General features: G+C 50.6%; 13 protein-coding genes. 4 read left to right on the forward strand and 9 right to left on the reverse strand.

Going from position 1 to position 15,771, the window contains the following annotated elements:
• Window positions 1-753 precede the first annotated feature (753 nt).
• The 5 genes from crr to cysZ all read right to left on the reverse strand — a co-directional run bounded on the left by crr (window position 754) and on the right by cysZ (window position 5,685).
• Window positions 754-1,257 carry a PTS glucose transporter subunit IIA gene (crr, locus tag JK198_RS11315; RefSeq protein ID WP_212708467.1) on the reverse strand — a complete coding sequence of 168 codons (504 nt, stop codon included), beginning with the start codon at window positions 1,255-1,257 and terminating at the stop codon, window positions 754-756.
• 42 nt (window positions 1,258-1,299) lie between these two features.
• Complete coding sequence (ptsI, locus tag JK198_RS11320) at window positions 1,300-3,027, reverse strand: phosphoenolpyruvate-protein phosphotransferase PtsI (RefSeq protein ID WP_212708468.1); 1,728 nt, start codon at window positions 3,025-3,027, stop codon at window positions 1,300-1,302.
• Between the two features lie 157 nt (window positions 3,028-3,184).
• Complete coding sequence (ptsH, locus tag JK198_RS11325) at window positions 3,185-3,442, reverse strand: phosphocarrier protein Hpr (RefSeq protein ID WP_038022729.1); 258 nt, start codon at window positions 3,440-3,442, stop codon at window positions 3,185-3,187.
• 388 nt (window positions 3,443-3,830) lie between these two features.
• The gene (gene cysK / locus JK198_RS11330) at window positions 3,831-4,802 is read right to left on the reverse strand and encodes a cysteine synthase A (protein WP_212708469.1); all 972 of its coding nucleotides are present in this window, start codon (window positions 4,800-4,802) and stop codon (window positions 3,831-3,833) included.
• Window positions 4,803-4,893: 91 nt separating this feature from the next.
• Window positions 4,894-5,685 carry a sulfate transporter CysZ gene (gene cysZ, locus JK198_RS11335; protein WP_212708470.1) on the reverse strand — a complete coding sequence of 264 codons (792 nt, stop codon included), beginning with the start codon at window positions 5,683-5,685 and terminating at the stop codon, window positions 4,894-4,896.
• Window positions 5,686-5,899: 214 nt separating this feature from the next.
• Here cysZ and zipA point away from each other — a divergent pair, with 214 nt between their 5' ends.
• Genes zipA through JK198_RS11350 form a run of 3 tightly spaced genes read left to right on the forward strand, consistent with a single transcriptional unit; the run spans window position 5,900 to window position 9,213 of the window.
• Window positions 5,900-6,913: a cell division protein ZipA gene (zipA, locus tag JK198_RS11340; RefSeq protein ID WP_212710544.1), complete on the forward strand. Its 1,014-nt coding sequence runs from the start codon at window positions 5,900-5,902 to the stop codon at window positions 6,911-6,913.
• Window positions 6,914-6,973: 60 nt separating this feature from the next.
• Complete coding sequence (ligA, locus tag JK198_RS11345) at window positions 6,974-8,992, forward strand: NAD-dependent DNA ligase LigA (RefSeq protein WP_212710543.1); 2,019 nt, start codon at window positions 6,974-6,976, stop codon at window positions 8,990-8,992.
• 2 nt (window positions 8,993-8,994) lie between these two features.
• Window positions 8,995-9,213 (forward strand): DUF3820 family protein, encoded by a 219-nt coding sequence (locus JK198_RS11350; protein ID WP_212708513.1) that lies wholly within the window; start codon window positions 8,995-8,997, stop codon window positions 9,211-9,213.
• A gap of 35 nt (window positions 9,214-9,248) precedes the next feature.
• Here the strand turns inward: JK198_RS11350 and JK198_RS11355 are convergent, their stop codons facing one another.
• The 4 genes from JK198_RS11355 to JK198_RS11370 form a co-directional block, all read right to left on the reverse strand.
• Entirely contained in the window at window positions 9,249-10,796 is a 1,548-nt protein-coding gene (locus JK198_RS11355; RefSeq protein WP_212708473.1) for an efflux transporter outer membrane subunit, read from the reverse strand.
• Window positions 10,793-12,367 (reverse strand): DHA2 family efflux MFS transporter permease subunit, encoded by a 1,575-nt coding sequence (locus JK198_RS11360; protein WP_212708514.1) that lies wholly within the window; start codon window positions 12,365-12,367, stop codon window positions 10,793-10,795. Before JK198_RS11360 ends, JK198_RS11355 begins: the two co-directional genes overlap by 4 nt.
• A 5-nt stretch (window positions 12,368-12,372) precedes the next feature.
• The gene (locus JK198_RS11365) at window positions 12,373-13,512 is read right to left on the reverse strand and encodes an HlyD family secretion protein (RefSeq protein WP_212710542.1); all 1,140 of its coding nucleotides are present in this window, start codon (window positions 13,510-13,512) and stop codon (window positions 12,373-12,375) included.
• A 218-nt stretch (window positions 13,513-13,730) separates the two neighbouring features.
• Window positions 13,731-14,741 carry a bile acid:sodium symporter family protein gene (locus JK198_RS11370; protein ID WP_212708475.1) on the reverse strand — a complete coding sequence of 337 codons (1,011 nt, stop codon included), beginning with the start codon at window positions 14,739-14,741 and terminating at the stop codon, window positions 13,731-13,733.
• A 91-nt stretch (window positions 14,742-14,832) separates the two neighbouring features.
• On the opposite strand from JK198_RS11370, the gene JK198_RS11375 reads away from it, so the two are divergent.
• On the forward strand, window positions 14,833-15,750 hold the full coding sequence (locus JK198_RS11375) for a LysR family transcriptional regulator (RefSeq protein ID WP_212708476.1): 918 nt from the start codon (window positions 14,833-14,835) through the stop codon (window positions 15,748-15,750).
• Window positions 15,751-15,771 lie beyond the last annotated feature (21 nt).

A 15,771-nucleotide genomic window follows, 5' to 3' on the forward strand; every position in this document is an offset into this window, starting at 1 on the left:
ATCTTTGCAGGGATATATCGACCTTCAACAGACAAGCAATGGTTTAATTCAGGCTGATGAATTTACTCCTGTATGATAACGCACTTAAAAAAAAGTTCATGTAGTTGAATAGAATAATTTTATTTATTTTTCCTGCCATAAAAAATTAATCTTTTCTTAATCCTTTATCAGTAATAATAGTTAAATAAAGAGTAAATGAAACTAATATTTCCTGGTTTTTTTTAAATCAACCCTCATTTTTCTGCGGTATGTCATTGACAAAATCCGGCAGTAGTCTACGCCTGTATGCCCTTATCGCCCGCGGGGTGGTGGTAGTCAGGCAACACTCCGATAAGTAAAAATTATTATTTAAGTTCAGCTCCCCCTGTTACGGGAGGCAATATGTTTTTTGCAGGTTGTTAATCGTTATCTGAGTGTTATTGTGCGGTCGCAATGCTTATCCGGAGAGGGGTTACGGACTATATTGACAGTACGGGAGTGGCGGAAAAAATCATGCCAGATTTAAATGAAAATCACGTTATGAAATCATATGACATTATTTTATGTATAATTGTATCAATTAATTATTTATGAAGGTGAGCTGTAACTGAAAAATGAATTTCTCCTGAAGCTGACCGCCGGGAGGACAACCAGACAAAATAACCGGAGCTTTTATGTCTGTGAATAACGACTGGAAAGGGAGTGTTATTAAAAGAAAACCAGCCAGAATGAATGCATTCTGGCTGGCGGTGTACGGATGGCGTCAGCCACCAGCTATTTTTTTATACGGATTACCGGAGTCTCTCCGGCAATGACCTGACCCGTCAGTTTCTGCAGTTCTTTAATTTCGTCCATATTAGAGATAACCACCGGAGTCAGTGTCGATTTGGCTTTCTCTTCCAGTAACGGAAGATCAAACTCGATAACCACATCGCCTTTACTGACTTTTTGCCCTTCAGCAGCAATGCGTTTAAAACCTTCACCTTTCAGCTCAACCGTATCGATACCAAAGTGAACGAACAACTCGATACCGCTATCAGATTCGATGGAGAAAGCATGGTTTGTTTCAAAAATTTTACCAATGGTTCCGTCGACCGGCGCAACCATTTTGTTTCCGTCAGGCCGGATAGCAACACCATCACCGACAATCTTCTCTGCAAAAACCACGTCAGGTACATCTTCAATATTAACAATCTCGCCAGACAGAGGAGCGACGATATCGATAGTACCAGAGGTACTTTCTGCTTTGTCGCCAAATAATTTAGAAAACAATCCCATGATCTTCTCCTGAGCAGTATTTTCGGGCTTGCGTATTGCAGACTAACAGAGAGTTTTTTCTTTAATGAATTGGTCCACCAGCTTCATTAAGTCTTCTGCGGTAGGCTGTTCCAGAGCCTGTTCTGCTAACGCTTTAACGTCCCCAAAATTCGTATTGCGAATAATTTTTTTGATACGTGGAATTGAAATGGCACTCATACTGAACTCGTCCAGCCCCATTCCCAGTAATAATAGTGTAGCACGTTCATCACCTGCTAACTCGCCGCACATCCCGGTCCATTTGCCTTCAGCATGTGAAGAGTCAATAACCTGTTTGATCAGCCCCAGTACAGAAGGACTCATCGGATTATAGAGATGTGAAATTCTATCATTACCACGATCGACGGCCAGAGTATACTGGGTAAGGTCGTTAGTCCCGATACTAAAGAAATCGACTTCTTTGGCAAGATGGCGTGAAATCACGGCTGATGCAGGAGTTTCTACCATGATTCCGATTTCGATGCTTTCATCAAAACTTTTACCTTCGTCACGTAATTGACTTTTAAGTAGCTCAATTTCGTTTTTCAGGAAGCGGACTTCTTCAACAGAGATGATCATCGGGAACATGATACGCAGCTTACCGAAACTGGAGGCACGTAAAATTGCCCGCAGCTGGGCATGAAGGATCTCTTTGCGGTCCATAGCAATACGTATGGCGCGCCAGCCGAGAAACGGGTTATCTTCTTTCGGCAGATTCATATATGGCAGATCTTTATCGCCACCAATATCCATGGTCCGGACGATAACCGCCTGAGAACCCATGGCTTCAGCAACCGCTTTATAGGCTGCGAACTGTTCTTCTTCAGAAGGCAGGGAGTCGCGGTCCATAAACAAAAACTCGGTACGGTACAGACCAACGCCCTCGGCACCATTACGCTCGGCACCTGCCACATCTCTTACGGTACCGATATTTGCACAAACTTCTACCTGATGACCGTCCAGGGTTATCGCCGGCAGATCTTTCAGCTTAGCCATGTCGGCTTTTTCGCTAAGATATTGTTCCTGGATATCTTTCAGGCCGGCCAGTACTTCTGCGGTCGGGTTGATATAGACCTGGTTATTCACACCGTCCAGCACCAGAAAATCACCATTGCTGACCTGGCTGGTGACGTCACCGGTTCCGACAATTGCCGGTAATTCAAGGGAGCGGGCCATAATAGAAGTATGGGACGTTCTGCCACCGAGGTCGGTAATAAAACCAAGCACTTTTTGCAGATTTAACTGGGCAGTTTCTGAAGGGGTCAGATCTCTGGCGACCAGAATAACTTCTTCGGTAATTGCGCTTAAATCGACAATATTCAGGCCCAGAATATTCTGCAGTAACCGCTTACCAATATCACGGACATCAGCAGCACGCTCTTTCAGGTATTCATCATCAAGGTCTTCCAGAGCGATAGCCTGACTTTCGATTACCTTCTGCGCAGCCGCATCGGCTGAGTAGTGATCCTTCCTGATAAGATCAATAATTTCCTGTTCCAGCTCTTCATCTTCCAGCAGCATGATATGTCCTTCGAAGATGGCAGCCTTCTCTGCACCGAAAGTTTCACCGGCTTTGATTCTTATGGCTTCCAGCTGGGTGGCAGCCTTGCTGCGGCCCTCGAGAAAACGGGCCACTTCCGGCTCTGCCTGAGCATCAGTGATTTTGTGCTGGTTGATGACGATCTCATCTTCTTTCAGCAGCAGAGCTTTGCCAAAAGCGATACCGGGTGACGCGAGAATACCTGAAATCATAATCTTACCTTTAAGTACGATGGCCAAAAAGAATGACGGGGTGCCATTTTCCGTAACAACAACAATCTACGGAAAAATAGCGCAGACAGTTTGTCCGCGATCAATACCTATACATTGTTTGTGTTAAATCTGCACCCTTTGCGCAGAAAAGCAACGATTATTCCAGCTCAGCCATTAGTTTTACTAAATGTTCGACCGCCTGCTGTTCATCTTCACCTTCCGCCGCCAGGGTGATGACCGTTCCCTGAGTTAACCCCAGGGTTTGCAGCTTAAACAGGCTTTTGGCACTGGCAGATTTGCCATTGGAAGTGACGGTAATTTCTGACTGGAAAGCTTTAGCTTCTTTTACGAATTGTGCAGCAGGGCGGGTATGTAAACCATTAGGTGCTGTGATAGTGACTTCTTGCTGGAACATTTTATTTCCCCAACGTTATCAGAGTTTATTATAGGTATCAGCACCGGGGACGGTTCCCCCGCAGAACTGTTACCCTATACACGTATAAAAAAAATGTTACATGCGGATGGCAGGCCGGGTTTATCAGGATAACCGGACTGATGCCGTCAGCCTGCGGGCCATTATGCCGCCGTTTTTAATTATGCCCTATCAGTAATTGTGCTGGTTTTGATCCGCTTCTAACAATGACTAATTATTTTAGGCTTCTAAATAAATAGTAGCGTGATAGCAGAACCGCCGGCAGTAAATCAATCTGATGTAGGGTAAAAGTGAGATCCAGAGCACAAAAAAAGCACCGCAAGGGTGCTTTAGTCGTTATCTGAACTGAGGGTTCGCTCGGAACTCAATGTTACTGATTCAGTTCTTTTTCCGTAAACAGGTCAGCAAAAAGTGCGGTACTCAGATAGCGTTCGCCGGAAGAAGGCAGAATAACAACGATAGTTTTATCCGCAAATTCAGGTTCTTGCTGTAGCTGAACCGCCGCAGCGACAGCCGCACCGGAAGAAATCCCCGCAAGAATACCTTCCGATTCCATTAACTGGCGGGCAGTTAAGATAGCATCTTCGTTAGTAATCGTTGCCACACGGTCAACCAGCGACAGGTCAAGATTTTCCGGAATAAAGCCGGCACCGATACCCTGAATTTTATGCGGACCTGGTTTGATTTCTTCACCGGCCAGCGCCTGGGTAATGACCGGAGAGTCAGTCGGCTCGACAGCCACACTGACCAGCGATTTTTTGCCTTTGGTATTTTTCAGGTAACGGCTGACGCCTGTCAGGGTGCCGCCGGTGCCAACACCAGCAATAAAGACATCCACCTCACCATCCGTATCCTCCCAGATTTCCGGGCCGGTAGTCTGCTCATGGATTTCCGGGTTTGCCGGGTTACTGAACTGTTGCAGCAGGACATATTTTGCCGGATTGGTCGCGACAATTTCTTCTGCTTTGGCGATTGCACCTTTCATTCCCTGGGCGCCATTGGTCAGCACCAGGTTGGCACCCAGTGCTTTAAGAAGTTTGCGTCTCTCCACTGACATTGTTTCCGGCATCGTCAGTGTCAGCTTATAGCCACGGGCTGCTGCAACATAGGCCAGCGCAATACCGGTATTACCACTGGTCGGCTCAACCAGTTCGACGCCGGGTTTCAGGATACCGCGTTTCTCCGCATCCCAAATCATGTTGGCACCGATACGACATTTTACGCTAAAGCTTGGATTACGCGATTCAACCTTCGCCAGAATACGCCCGTTACCAATACGGTTAAGTCTGACCAGTGGGGTATGGCCAATGGTTAACGAATTATCTTCGTAAATCTTACTCATAGCTTGTCCTTAACTATTTGAAATGTGGAGAACACAATGAGAATACGCTTTCTGTCGGGACAGTGAAGTAAAGAAATAGTATATCGTTATGTCAGGGGGCAATAACGCCCGGCGGGTTGTGTGCTTTTCGGGAAGCGTTACTGCCACGATACTGGTCAACCCACATTGCGGTTGCACCGCAGACTGCCACCGGCATGATCACCAGGTTAACCAGTGGTATCAGGGTGAACAGGCTGACGAGGGCCCCGAATTGCAGGTGAGCCGTTCTGTCGGCGGCCAGTGTCCGGCGCATATCACTAAAAGGGACCCGGTGGTTATCAAACGGATAGTCACAGTACTGTATGGCCATCATCCAGGCACCAAACATGAACCATAACACAGGGGCCAGGGTCTGGCCGATCAGCGGAATAAAATGCACCAATAGCAGAATAAGTGCCCGTGGCAGATAATATCTGAGTTTTTGCCATTCACGCAGCATCACCCGTGGCAAATCTTTAATCAGTCCTGCCCAGCCGCTGTCAGGTATATTCTGGCCCGTAAGCCGGTTTTCCAGCTGTTCGGCGAGTAAGCCGCAAAAAGGTGCCGCAATCCAGTTTGCCAGGGTCGAAAAAAAGTATCCGAAAATCAGCAATAACGACAGGATAGCCAATGGCCAGAGTAAATAATTGAGCCACTGCAGCCAGCCGGGAACATGCCCGAGTAAACGCGGGATCCACTGTTCAAGGCGAAAAAATAACCAGCTAAAGGCTGAGCCGACGAACAGAATATTGACCAGCAGGGGAACTATCACATAGCGACGGATGCCGGGTAAGGTTGCCAGTTGCCAGCCCTGACGAAAATAGCCGATACCATTTATCGTCGTACCGGAATTCCTGTTCTGCATTACATTATTCTCCTTATTACACTCAATGCGCATCATAACCTTGTTCTGTCACCGGACAAGTAAATTTTTGTTTGAAAAAGCAGCAGTTACACGATAGATATCAGATAATTTGTCAGAAAGTACTAAGCAGACTTGCACTTGTCGGGCCTGGCAAATACATTTAAGGGTAAAGGTGCCTTTAGCAAGGCAAGGTATTGGAACAACAGAGAATACAATGATGCAGGATTTGCGTCTGATATTAATCGTTGTTGGTGCGGTTGCCATCGTTGCACTTCTCCTTCATGGTCTTTGGGCCAATCGTAAGGAGCGGTCTTCCGTGTTTCGCGACCGCCCACACAAACGTTTAAAACAACGTGACAATGATGAGCTCAGTGTCGAAGAAGAACAAGGTGTTGCTGATTTTCGTGCCAGCCGCGAACATCATGAAGAAGAGCCTGTTTATCCTTCTCAGGATAAACGTTCTGAAAATACGCCTGCACCGGCCCCGGCCGCAAAAACGTCGTTACGCCATCGTCAGGAACCGGTCGCTGATCCGTTAATGGATAGCGCTCCCGGTCACGAGTCTGCGCCTGTCCGGCAGCCGTCTGAAGTATCCCATGACAATGAGATTGCTGATCAACCACTACATCAGCCGCAAGCACCTGTCTCTCAGCCGGTAACGCACAACGTTAGTCCTGAACCGGTGGCAGAGCCGTCACAGCAACCTGTGGCTGCTGAACCGGCAGCGCCTGCAGAGATAACTCCGGCTGAGGAACCCGACGCGGTCCCGGCGGCACCTGAACCCGCCCCTGAAGCAGCGAAACCTGCTGCCAAAGAGGCTGTGCTGGTATTACACGTTGCAGCGCATACCGGGGGCGAGCTAAACGGTGAAACCCTGCTGCAGGCAATTTTACAGGCCGGTTTCCAGTTTGGTGAAATGAACATTTTCCACCGCCATCTGAATCCGTCGGGCAGTGGTCCGGTATTATTCAGCCTGGCCAATATGCTGAAACCCGGTTCTTTTGATCCGGATCTGATGGGCGACTTCACCACTCCCGGTGTCTCTGTATTTATGATGGTGCCTTCGTATGGTGATGCCCATCAGAACTTTAAGCTGATGCTGCAGTCTGCACAGCGGATTGCCGATGATGTCGGTGCGGTTGTACTGGATGACGAACGCCGGATGATGACACCACAAAAACTGGAACTGTATAAATCACGGATCCGGGAAGTTACCGGGCTCAGTTAACCTTATTTACCGGTCATTATAACCCCCGCTTGTCGGGGGTTTTTTATCTTATGGGGTAGTATGAACGACATCCTGCAACAGCTAAATAAGCTACGTACACAGTTACGTCATCACGAGTATCTTTATCATGTGCTGGATGCACCTGAAATCCCTGATGCTGAATACGATAAACTGATGCAGGCGCTGAAAGCGCTCGAAGAACAACATCCGGAATTAGTCACCCGCGATTCACCGACCCAGAGGGTAGGGGCGACACCGGTGTCAGCGTTTGAACAGGTACGTCATGAAGTACCGATGCTGTCACTGGATAATGTGTTTGATGAACAGGGGTTTCTGGCGTTTAACAAACGAATTACTGACCGTTTAAAAGATCAGTCAGGGACAGATTATTGCTGTGAGCTGAAACTTGATGGGCTGGCTGTCAGCCTGTTATACGTCGGGGGGGAACTGGTGCAGGCCGCGACCCGCGGGGACGGGACTACCGGTGAGAATATTACGGAAAACGTCCGTACCATCCGGGCAATTCCACTGCGTTTACGGGGGGAGAATATACCCGCCCGGCTGGAAGTGCGTGGTGAAGTTTTTATCCGTCAGCAGGGGTTTGAACAACTGAATGAGGCAGCCCGCAAAAGCGGCGGTAAAATTTTTGCGAATCCGCGTAATGCGGCGGCAGGTTCATTGCGCCAGCTGGATCCTAAAATTACCGGCAAACGCCCCCTGACTTTTTACTGTTATGGTATCGGTATTGCTGAAGGCGGCAGCCTTGCGGACGGACACTACCAACGCTTGCAGCAGCTAAAACACTGGGGGCTGCCGGTTAATGAACTGGTCCGTGTTTGCCACAACCCGCAGGAGGTACTGGCATTTTATCAGCGTATCGCTGAACTGCGTCCGTCGCTGGGATTTGATATCGACGGCGTAGTGATCAAAGTTAATTCACTGGCATTACAGGAACAACTCGGCTTCGTGGCCAGGGCTCCGCGCTGGGCGACCGCCTTCAAATTTCCTGCTCAGGAGCAAATCACTACCGTGCGTGATGTGGAGTTTCAGGTAGGGCGCACCGGCGCAATTACCCCGGTGGCTCGTCTTGAACCAGTACAGGTTGCCGGGGTTATGGTCAGTAATGCCACCCTGCATAATGCAGATGAGATTGCCCGTCTCGGCATTCGTATTGGTGATACGGTGGTTATCCGCCGTGCCGGGGATGTTATTCCGCAGATCGTTAATGTTGTTTTGGATGAGCGTCCGTCCGACACCCGCGAAATCGTTTTCCCGCAACACTGTCCCGTCTGTGGTTCCGATGTTGAACGTACAGAAGGCGAAGCCGTCACCCGCTGCAGCGGCGGGCTGATCTGCGGAGCACAGCGCAAAGAAGCGTTCAAACATTTCGTATCGCGCAGGGCGCTGGATGTTGACGGAATGGGCGATAAGATTATCGATCAACTGGTAGAAAAGGAATATGTGCATACCCCCGCGGACCTGTTTCGTCTGAGTGCCGGTAAACTGACCGGGCTTGACCGGCTGGGACCAAAATCGGCACAGAATATTATCGATGCGTTGCAGAAAGCGAAACAGACAACCTTACCCCGTTTTCTTTATGCGTTAGGGATCCGCGAAGTCGGAGAAGCTACGGCACGCAGCCTGGCGTCGCACTTTACCGGTTTACCGGCGTTAATGGATGCCCCTTTAGAGGCGCTGACCGAGGTGGCCGATGTGGGCCCGATTGTGGCCAGTCATGTCCGTCATTTTATGGATGAAGAAAGCAACCGCGAAGTGATCCGTCAGCTGGTAGACGATATTGGTATTGAATGGCCGCAGCTGCCGTCACAGCCGCTACCGGCAGCAGATAACCCGTTCGCCGGTAAAACCGTGGTACTGACAGGGTCACTGAGTCAGATGACACGTGATGAAGCAAAAGACCGGCTGACAGCACTGGGCGCCAGGGTCAGCGGCAGTGTATCTAAAAAAACCGATTTGCTGATTGCCGGGGAAGCGGCAGGCTCCAAACTGGAAAAAGCCAATTCGCTGGGAATTACGGTATTAGATGAGCAGCAAATGATTGATTTACTGGGAGGCTGATTCTGGAAAAGCAGGATTTAATCGCACTGGCGAATACCCGAATGCCCTTCGGTAAATACCAGGGCAGGGTGCTGATTGATTTACCTGAGGAATATTTACTGTGGTTTGCCCGCAAAGAAATTTTCCCGCAGGGATATCCCGGTGAGCTCCTGCAACTGGCGCTGACGATAAAAATCGAAGGGTTGCAGGGATTAGTCGACCCGTTGCGTCAGCAGCCCTGACGCACTCTGTTTTACAGCGTGCGCCAGGGGAGAGACTAACCGGCGGTTACGCCTGTGGCCGGCGTATCGCCAAATACGGAATAGCGGGGCAGAGATATTTGCTGCTGGTTCTGCCATCCGCCGCCCAGTGCTTTATATAATGCCACCAGATCTGTCGCAGTCTCTGCCTGAACCTGCACCAGCTGTTGCTGAGTGGCGGATAGCTGGCGCTGGGCATCCAGCACATCAATATAGCTATTTATTCCTTTCGCATAACCTTCTTCAGAGAGTGAAAACGCGTGCTGCAGGGCGTCAGCGGACGCCTGCAGTGATATCAGTTGCTGTTGATCGGCACGGTAACTGACCAGCGCATTCTCTGCATCCTGTAAGGCGGTTAATACTGTCTGACGGTAGCTGAGAGCTGCTTCAGCCTGTTGCGCCCTGGTCAGTCTGACTTCTGATACCAGTTGTCCGCCCCTGAATATCGGCAGTGAGATCCCCGGACCAATACTGTAAAAATGGCTGCTCCAGTTATCGAGGTAGCCGGCATCGGTATTTCTGACACCAAGCTGGCCTGTCAGTGAGACGTCGGGGAACAGTTGCGCGACAGAAACACCAATAGCGGCTGTTCGGGCATGCAGTATTGCTTCTGCCTGACGGATATCAGGACGGCGACGGGCCAGTTCCGCAGGTACCCCGACACCGACGACCGCCGGCAGTGCCGGTAACGGACGCACAGTTTGCAGCTCGTTATCCAGTGCTCCCGGGGCTTGCCCTGATAATACCGCCAGGCCGTTCATTGCCTGGCTGATAAGTGACCGGTAACCGGGTAACTGTGCCTGCAGCGCGGTAACGCGGGCGGTCGCATTCTCAAGATTTGCGGCCGGAGCCAGTCCGTGCTCCAGCTGACTGGCTGTCAGTTGTTGTGTCTGCTGTGCAATATCAATTTGCTGCTCAATCACTTTTACCGTTGCCTGGGCTGCACGTAACTGCAGATAGGTGCGGGCGACTTCGGCTTCCAGAGACACCAGAGCATCGTTATGCTGTTCGGTTGCCGCCTGCTGCTCTGCCTGTGCCATCTCGGTCTGGCGCCGCGCTTTTCCCCACAGGTCAAGTTCCCAGCTGGCATCGAACCCTCCCTGATAAAAACTAACGCTGCCACTGGTTTTATCTAACAGGCTGGTTTGCTGGTCCGTCAGGTTGTCATAGGCATGATGTGATTTCAGTATTCCCTTTAGCCCGGCTTGCTGTCGTGCATAGCTCGCCTGAGCATCCAGGGTCGGGAGCAACGTTCCGCTGGCCTGAGTGACCTGTTCACGGGCTCCTGCAATACGCAGAACCGTTTGTTGCAGGGTCAGGTTTCCGCCGATCGCCCGGCGAATCAGGCTGTTGAGCAGCGGATCGTTAAAGTTTTTCCACCAGTCTGTCGCAGGATCAGCTGATGATGGTCTTGATTGTTGCGAGGAAGACAGCTGCTGCCATTGATCCGGCAGGTGATTGACCGGAGGACTGAAGTCAGGTCCGACACTACAGCCAGCCAGTGACAGGCTGATAAACAGCGTGCTTAGCCGGTAACGGACAGGTTGCATAGTTATTTCCTTCATGAGTGGCCTTCTGCACTGCCTTCACTTTTTACCGGAGCCAGTAACAGACAGAATGGGATCATTACCAGTCCTGCCAGACAGAACCCGGAGAATACATCGACGTAAGCCAGGAAACGTGCCTGGCTGATCATTTGTTGATATAACTGCCCTGCGGCCAGCAAACTGCTATCCCCGGCGATACTGGTAAAGTTTTTTATGGCAAAGGCCATCCGGGTAACGGCCTGATTAAACGGCTGATCGAGGAGGCTCATATGGCCGGAAAGATAGGCTGAGTGCACCTGTTGTCGTTCGGTGATCGCGGCTGTTGAAACGGAGATACCGATTGATCCGGCGACGTTACGGAACATCGTAAACAGTGCTGAGGCATCCCCATTCAGCCGCTGAGGCAGACTGATAAAAGCGATAGTCGTTAAAGGGACAAATAAGAAGCCTAAGCCGACAGACTGGATACTGCGCATAATGACCAGCGAGGTAAAATCGAGACCCGGAGTCAGGGTCAGGGCTGAATAGTAAAACGAGGCGGCCAGACAGATAAATCCGGCTATAATGATATAGCGTGTCTGAACGACAGGCATCAGCCGCAGCACCACAGGGATTGTCAGGATAATACAGATAGCCCCCGGCGTCAGCACCAGCCCCGCCAGGGTGGCGGTATAGCCGAGATCCTGCTGTGCCAGCTGCGGAATCACCACCGAACTGCCATATAAAATAAATGCCATGACTGCCATCAGCAAACCGGCTACCCGGAAGTTACGGTCACGCATCACCAGGATATCAACCACCGGTTTTCGGGCGTATATCAGCCAGTATATTGCCCCGATAATCCCTGTCGCAGCCAGTACCGCGAAGACAATAATAAACGGTGAACTGAACCAGTCTGCATCTTCCCCGCGGTCGAGGAATACCTGTAAACAGCCAAGACCTAACGTAATCAGGCTGATACCAATATAGTCAATACTGAGGGTCCCTTTGGCGGCTTTTCTTTCCCATGGCGGATCTTCCAGTAACTGGTATATGGCGAGGGTTGCGATAATGCCGATAGGAATATTAATAAAGAAAATCCAGCGCCAGCTGTAGTTATCGGTGATCCATCCCCCCAGTGTCGGGCCGATGACTGGCGCGACAATAATGGCAATCGAGGACAAGCCAAAGGCTTTTCCGCGGTCTTTCTTACTGAAATAATCCAGCAAAACCGATTGCTGGACGGGCTGCAGCCCGCCACCGAAAAATCCCTGCAAAATACGGAACAGAATCAGTTGCCAGAGTTCGGTAGCAATACCGCACAGGAATGAACACAGGGTGAACATCACAATACACAGCAGGAAATAATTTTTTCTGCCGAAATACCGGCTGAGGAAGGCGGATATAGGCAGTACAATCCCGTTTGCCACCAGATAAGACGTCAGCACCCAGGTTGATTCGTCGTAGCTGGAAGACAGTGAGCCAGCCACATGGGGCAGAGCCACGTTGACAATGGTGGTATCCAGTACTTCCATAAATACCGCCAGGGTAACGGTCAGGGCAACCATCCACGGGTTAGCGGAGGGTCGCCAGCTGGCGGGGGCACTGATGGCACTCATTGCACTCTCACCTCAGGCTCGGCTGACAATCCCAGAGGTAACGGCCGGTCGGGATCAAGGCCTTTATCAATCACAATTTTCACCGGAACCCGCTGTACTATTTTGACAAAATTACCGGTGGCATTTTCTGCCGGAAACGCAGAGAAGCGCGAACCTGTCCCCATCTGAATACTGTCCACATGGCCTTGTAACTTCAGGTCCGGCCAGGCATCGATACTGATATTGACAGCATCTCCCGGTTTCATATATTGCAGCTGTGATTCTTTAAAGTTAGCAGTGATCCAGATATCCGGAGAGACGAGGGAAAACAAGGCGGTTCCGGCCTGCACCAGACTTCCCTGTTGTATATTTCTGCGGGTCACATAACCGCTGAAGGGGGCCAACAGCCGGGTGTAAGAAAGGTTCAGGGTGGCGGTTTCCAGCCCGGCCTGTGCTTCACTGACCTGCTGCTGGCGTGCCTCGACATTGGTTTCCTGCTGGCGGATCTGTAAGGCGACCTGTGACGCAATCGCGACCTGTGCAGAAGCGTTCTGATATTCCGCCTGTGCTGAACGCCAGCGGGCTGTGGCACTATCAATATTGGTCTGGGTGGTTGCCTTAGGATCGACGCCGTGCTGACGACGATAAGCAGCTACTGCATTCTGCAATTCAGCGCCGGCACGAGCCCGGGCGGCGAGAGCCTGCTCCCGCTGAGCCGGATACCGGACTCTGGAAAGTGTCAGTTGTGCCTCTGCCTGCTGTAACTGTGCCATAGCCAGCCCTAGCTGCGCACGGGCCTGATCGAGCTGTGCTGTTGCGTCCCGTGGGTCAATTTCGGCCAGCAGCTGACCTTTGCTGACTTTCTGATTATCCCTGACCAGTAAGCGGACAATATAGCCGGAGGTTTTAGGTGCGATGATGACCGCATTACCGTCAGTAAAGGCATCATCAGTGGTTTCTGTACCACGGTTGATCAGCCAGAACACCAGCGCAGTGGCCAGCAGAAGGATGACAATCATTGCCAGAATAATCAGTGGTTTTTTACCGGGACGTTTCCGCGGCTCGGCGGAATCTGTCTGCGTGCTTTCTGCCTGATCAGCCGCAGACCAGGGAGTATCCGCGGACGGACCGGCATTGTCGCCATGAGTTTGTTTCATTTTTTTCCTGCCATTAAAAAGGGGAACAACAATCCTGAACGCCCGGAGTAATTTTTTTATAGGGTGGTGAATAAGGGCTGGCCCAGTGAGGTAATACTCAGAGGATTACGGATATAACTATCAGAAAAATCAGCGGGAATAAATACTTTCCGCGTAACACTCTGCTACGCGGAAAGCCGGATAATGCGTAAATACGCCCCCTCAAAAGGGGCGGTGGATTATTTTCTGGCGGGTGCTGGCTGTAATGGCTGGTCAGTTTCTGCCCGTTGCTGATGGCTTTTCTTATAGCGCTGGGCAATAAATGAGCATGCCATTAATTGCACCTGATGGAACACCATTAATGGCAGTACGATAATCCCTACGGTACTGGCCGGAAATAAAATATTTGCCATCGGAACGCCATTTGCCAGGCTTTTCTTTGAACCACAGAACAGAATTGTGATTTCGTCCGGCCGACTGAAACCAAAGGCACGAGCCGCCACCACGTTGATCACCAATACCACTGACAGCAGCAGTACACTGCCTGCCACAATCCATGCCAGGGTGCTGATGCCAACCTGATGCCAGATGCCGTTAACCACGGCTTCGCTGAAGGCAGAATAGACAACCAGTAAAATGGACGTCTGGTCCGTTTTACCAATCAGACTGCGGTGCTTCTCAACCCAGCCGGCAATCCAGCGGCGTGAGAAGTGGCCCAGCAGGAAAGGCACCAGTAACTGCAGCATGATTTTACCAATTTGCTCCACACCATTGCCTGGCATACCGCTATGGACATTCATCACCAGGTTGACCAGCAGCGGAGAAATAAACACCCCCAGCAGGCTGGATGCGGAAGCACTGCATACGGCTGCCGCTACATTCCCGCCGGCCATTGACGTAAACGCGATGGAAGACTGGACGGTGGCAGGCAGTATGCACAGATAGATAAAGCCGGTATAAATTTCCGGAGCAACATCGACCGGATGCCACCAGACCAGCAGCAGCCCGAGAATCGGAAATATGACGAAGGTACTGAATAAGATCCATAAATGCAGCCGCCAGTGGCTGCTGCCGGCAATAATTTTATCCCGTGACAGCTTGGCGCCATGCATAAAAAACAGTAAGGCGATAGCTGCGGTGGTAAGCCATTCGAAAAAAGGGACGAACCCGCCTTTGGCAGGTAAAAAAGTCGCAAGCAGTACAGTGATAATCAGTTTGATCATCATCGGGTCAAGACGAAAGAAGCCCATCGGTAATTTCCGGTCTGAAATAAAAAACATTGTGCTGTATCAGAGCTTAGAAATAAAATTGATTTATTAAATCAATCTATGAATTAAATAAATGAATTATACCCTCAGACAGTTAAAAGTGTTTGCTACCGTCGCCAGTCAGGGAAGTTTCAGCCTGGCAGGACAGATTATTGGCCTTAGTCAGTCGGCGGTCAGCCACAGCATTAAACAGCTGGAGTCTGAAATAGGCGTGAAACTGCTGGACAGGACAACCCGCGAGGTACTGCTGACCCATGCCGGGCAACGGCTGGCATCACGGTTAACTGTTCAGCTGGAAGAGCTGAACAGTACCTTACTGGAACTACGCCGTTATGGCGGGCAGCGCAGTGGCACCGTGCGGCTGGCAGCGAGTCAGACGATTTCGGCACGGCTGATGCCTTTATGTCTGGCGGAAGCCCGGGAATGTTATCCGGAAATTCGTTTATTGTTGCAGGACAGTGTTCAGCAGTCGGTATTGCAGAGTGTACGTAATGCGACAGTTGATTTTGGCATTGTGATTGATCCCCGTGGCGAAGAGTTTGACTCCCAGCCAGTATTGTCTGATCCCTTTTTACTGCTCTGCCGGGACGACGATCCCCTGAATCAGATCCCTGTTGTCGGATGGCACCACCTGCAGGGACGACGGATGGTATTGCAGGATTATGCGTCAGGCAGCAGAATTTTAGTGGATCGTATTTTTCAGCAACAGCAGATCAGCCCGGAAATTGTGCAGCAGGTCGGACATCCTGTCACGCTGTATCCGATGGTTGAAGCAGGTATTGGCATCAGTATTCTGCCGGGGCTGGCTTTGCCATTACCGGCCGGCAGCCGTTTACGGGTGCGCCGGATTATGCCGGAAGTCTGCCGCACGCTGATGCTGATCCGGCGAAAAAACCGTTCTCTGAGTCCGGCCGCGGAGGCTATCTGGGCACTGGTCTGTGAGCAGGCAGAAAAGTTAAACGGAGAACGGCCGTTATTACCGGACAGCTAATCGCCGGTACATGAGGGATAG

Source organism: Tatumella sp. JGM91, from assembly GCF_018257575.1.
Taxonomy (GTDB): domain Bacteria; phylum Pseudomonadota; class Gammaproteobacteria; order Enterobacterales; family Enterobacteriaceae; genus Tatumella; species Tatumella punctata.

Bases quoted from the DNA above. Each gene is read 5' to 3' on its own strand.
- crr (WP_212708467.1), bottom strand. From the start codon at position 1,257: ATGGGATTGTTTTCTAAATTATTTGGCGACAAAGCAGAAAGTACCTCT.
- ptsI (WP_212708468.1), bottom strand. From the start codon at position 3,027: ATGATTTCAGGTATTCTCGCGTCACCCGGTATCGCTTTTGGCAAAGCT.
- ptsH (WP_038022729.1), bottom strand. From the start codon at position 3,442: ATGTTCCAGCAAGAAGTCACTATCACAGCACCTAATGGTTTACATACC.
- cysK (WP_212708469.1), bottom strand. From the start codon at position 4,802: ATGAGTAAGATTTACGAAGATAATTCGTTAACCATTGGCCATACCCCA.
- cysZ (WP_212708470.1), bottom strand. From the start codon at position 5,685: ATGCAGAACAGGAATTCCGGTACGACGATAAATGGTATCGGCTATTTT.
- zipA (WP_212710544.1), top strand. From the start codon at position 5,900: ATGATGCAGGATTTGCGTCTGATATTAATCGTTGTTGGTGCGGTTGCC.
- ligA (WP_212710543.1), top strand. From the start codon at position 6,974: ATGAACGACATCCTGCAACAGCTAAATAAGCTACGTACACAGTTACGT.
- JK198_RS11355 (WP_212708473.1), bottom strand. From the start codon at position 10,796: ATGAAGGAAATAACTATGCAACCTGTCCGTTACCGGCTAAGCACGCTG.
- JK198_RS11365 (WP_212710542.1), bottom strand. From the start codon at position 13,512: ATGAAACAAACTCATGGCGACAATGCCGGTCCGTCCGCGGATACTCCC.
- JK198_RS11370 (WP_212708475.1), bottom strand. From the start codon at position 14,741: ATGGGCTTCTTTCGTCTTGACCCGATGATGATCAAACTGATTATCACT.
- JK198_RS11375 (WP_212708476.1), top strand. From the start codon at position 14,833: ATGAATTATACCCTCAGACAGTTAAAAGTGTTTGCTACCGTCGCCAGT.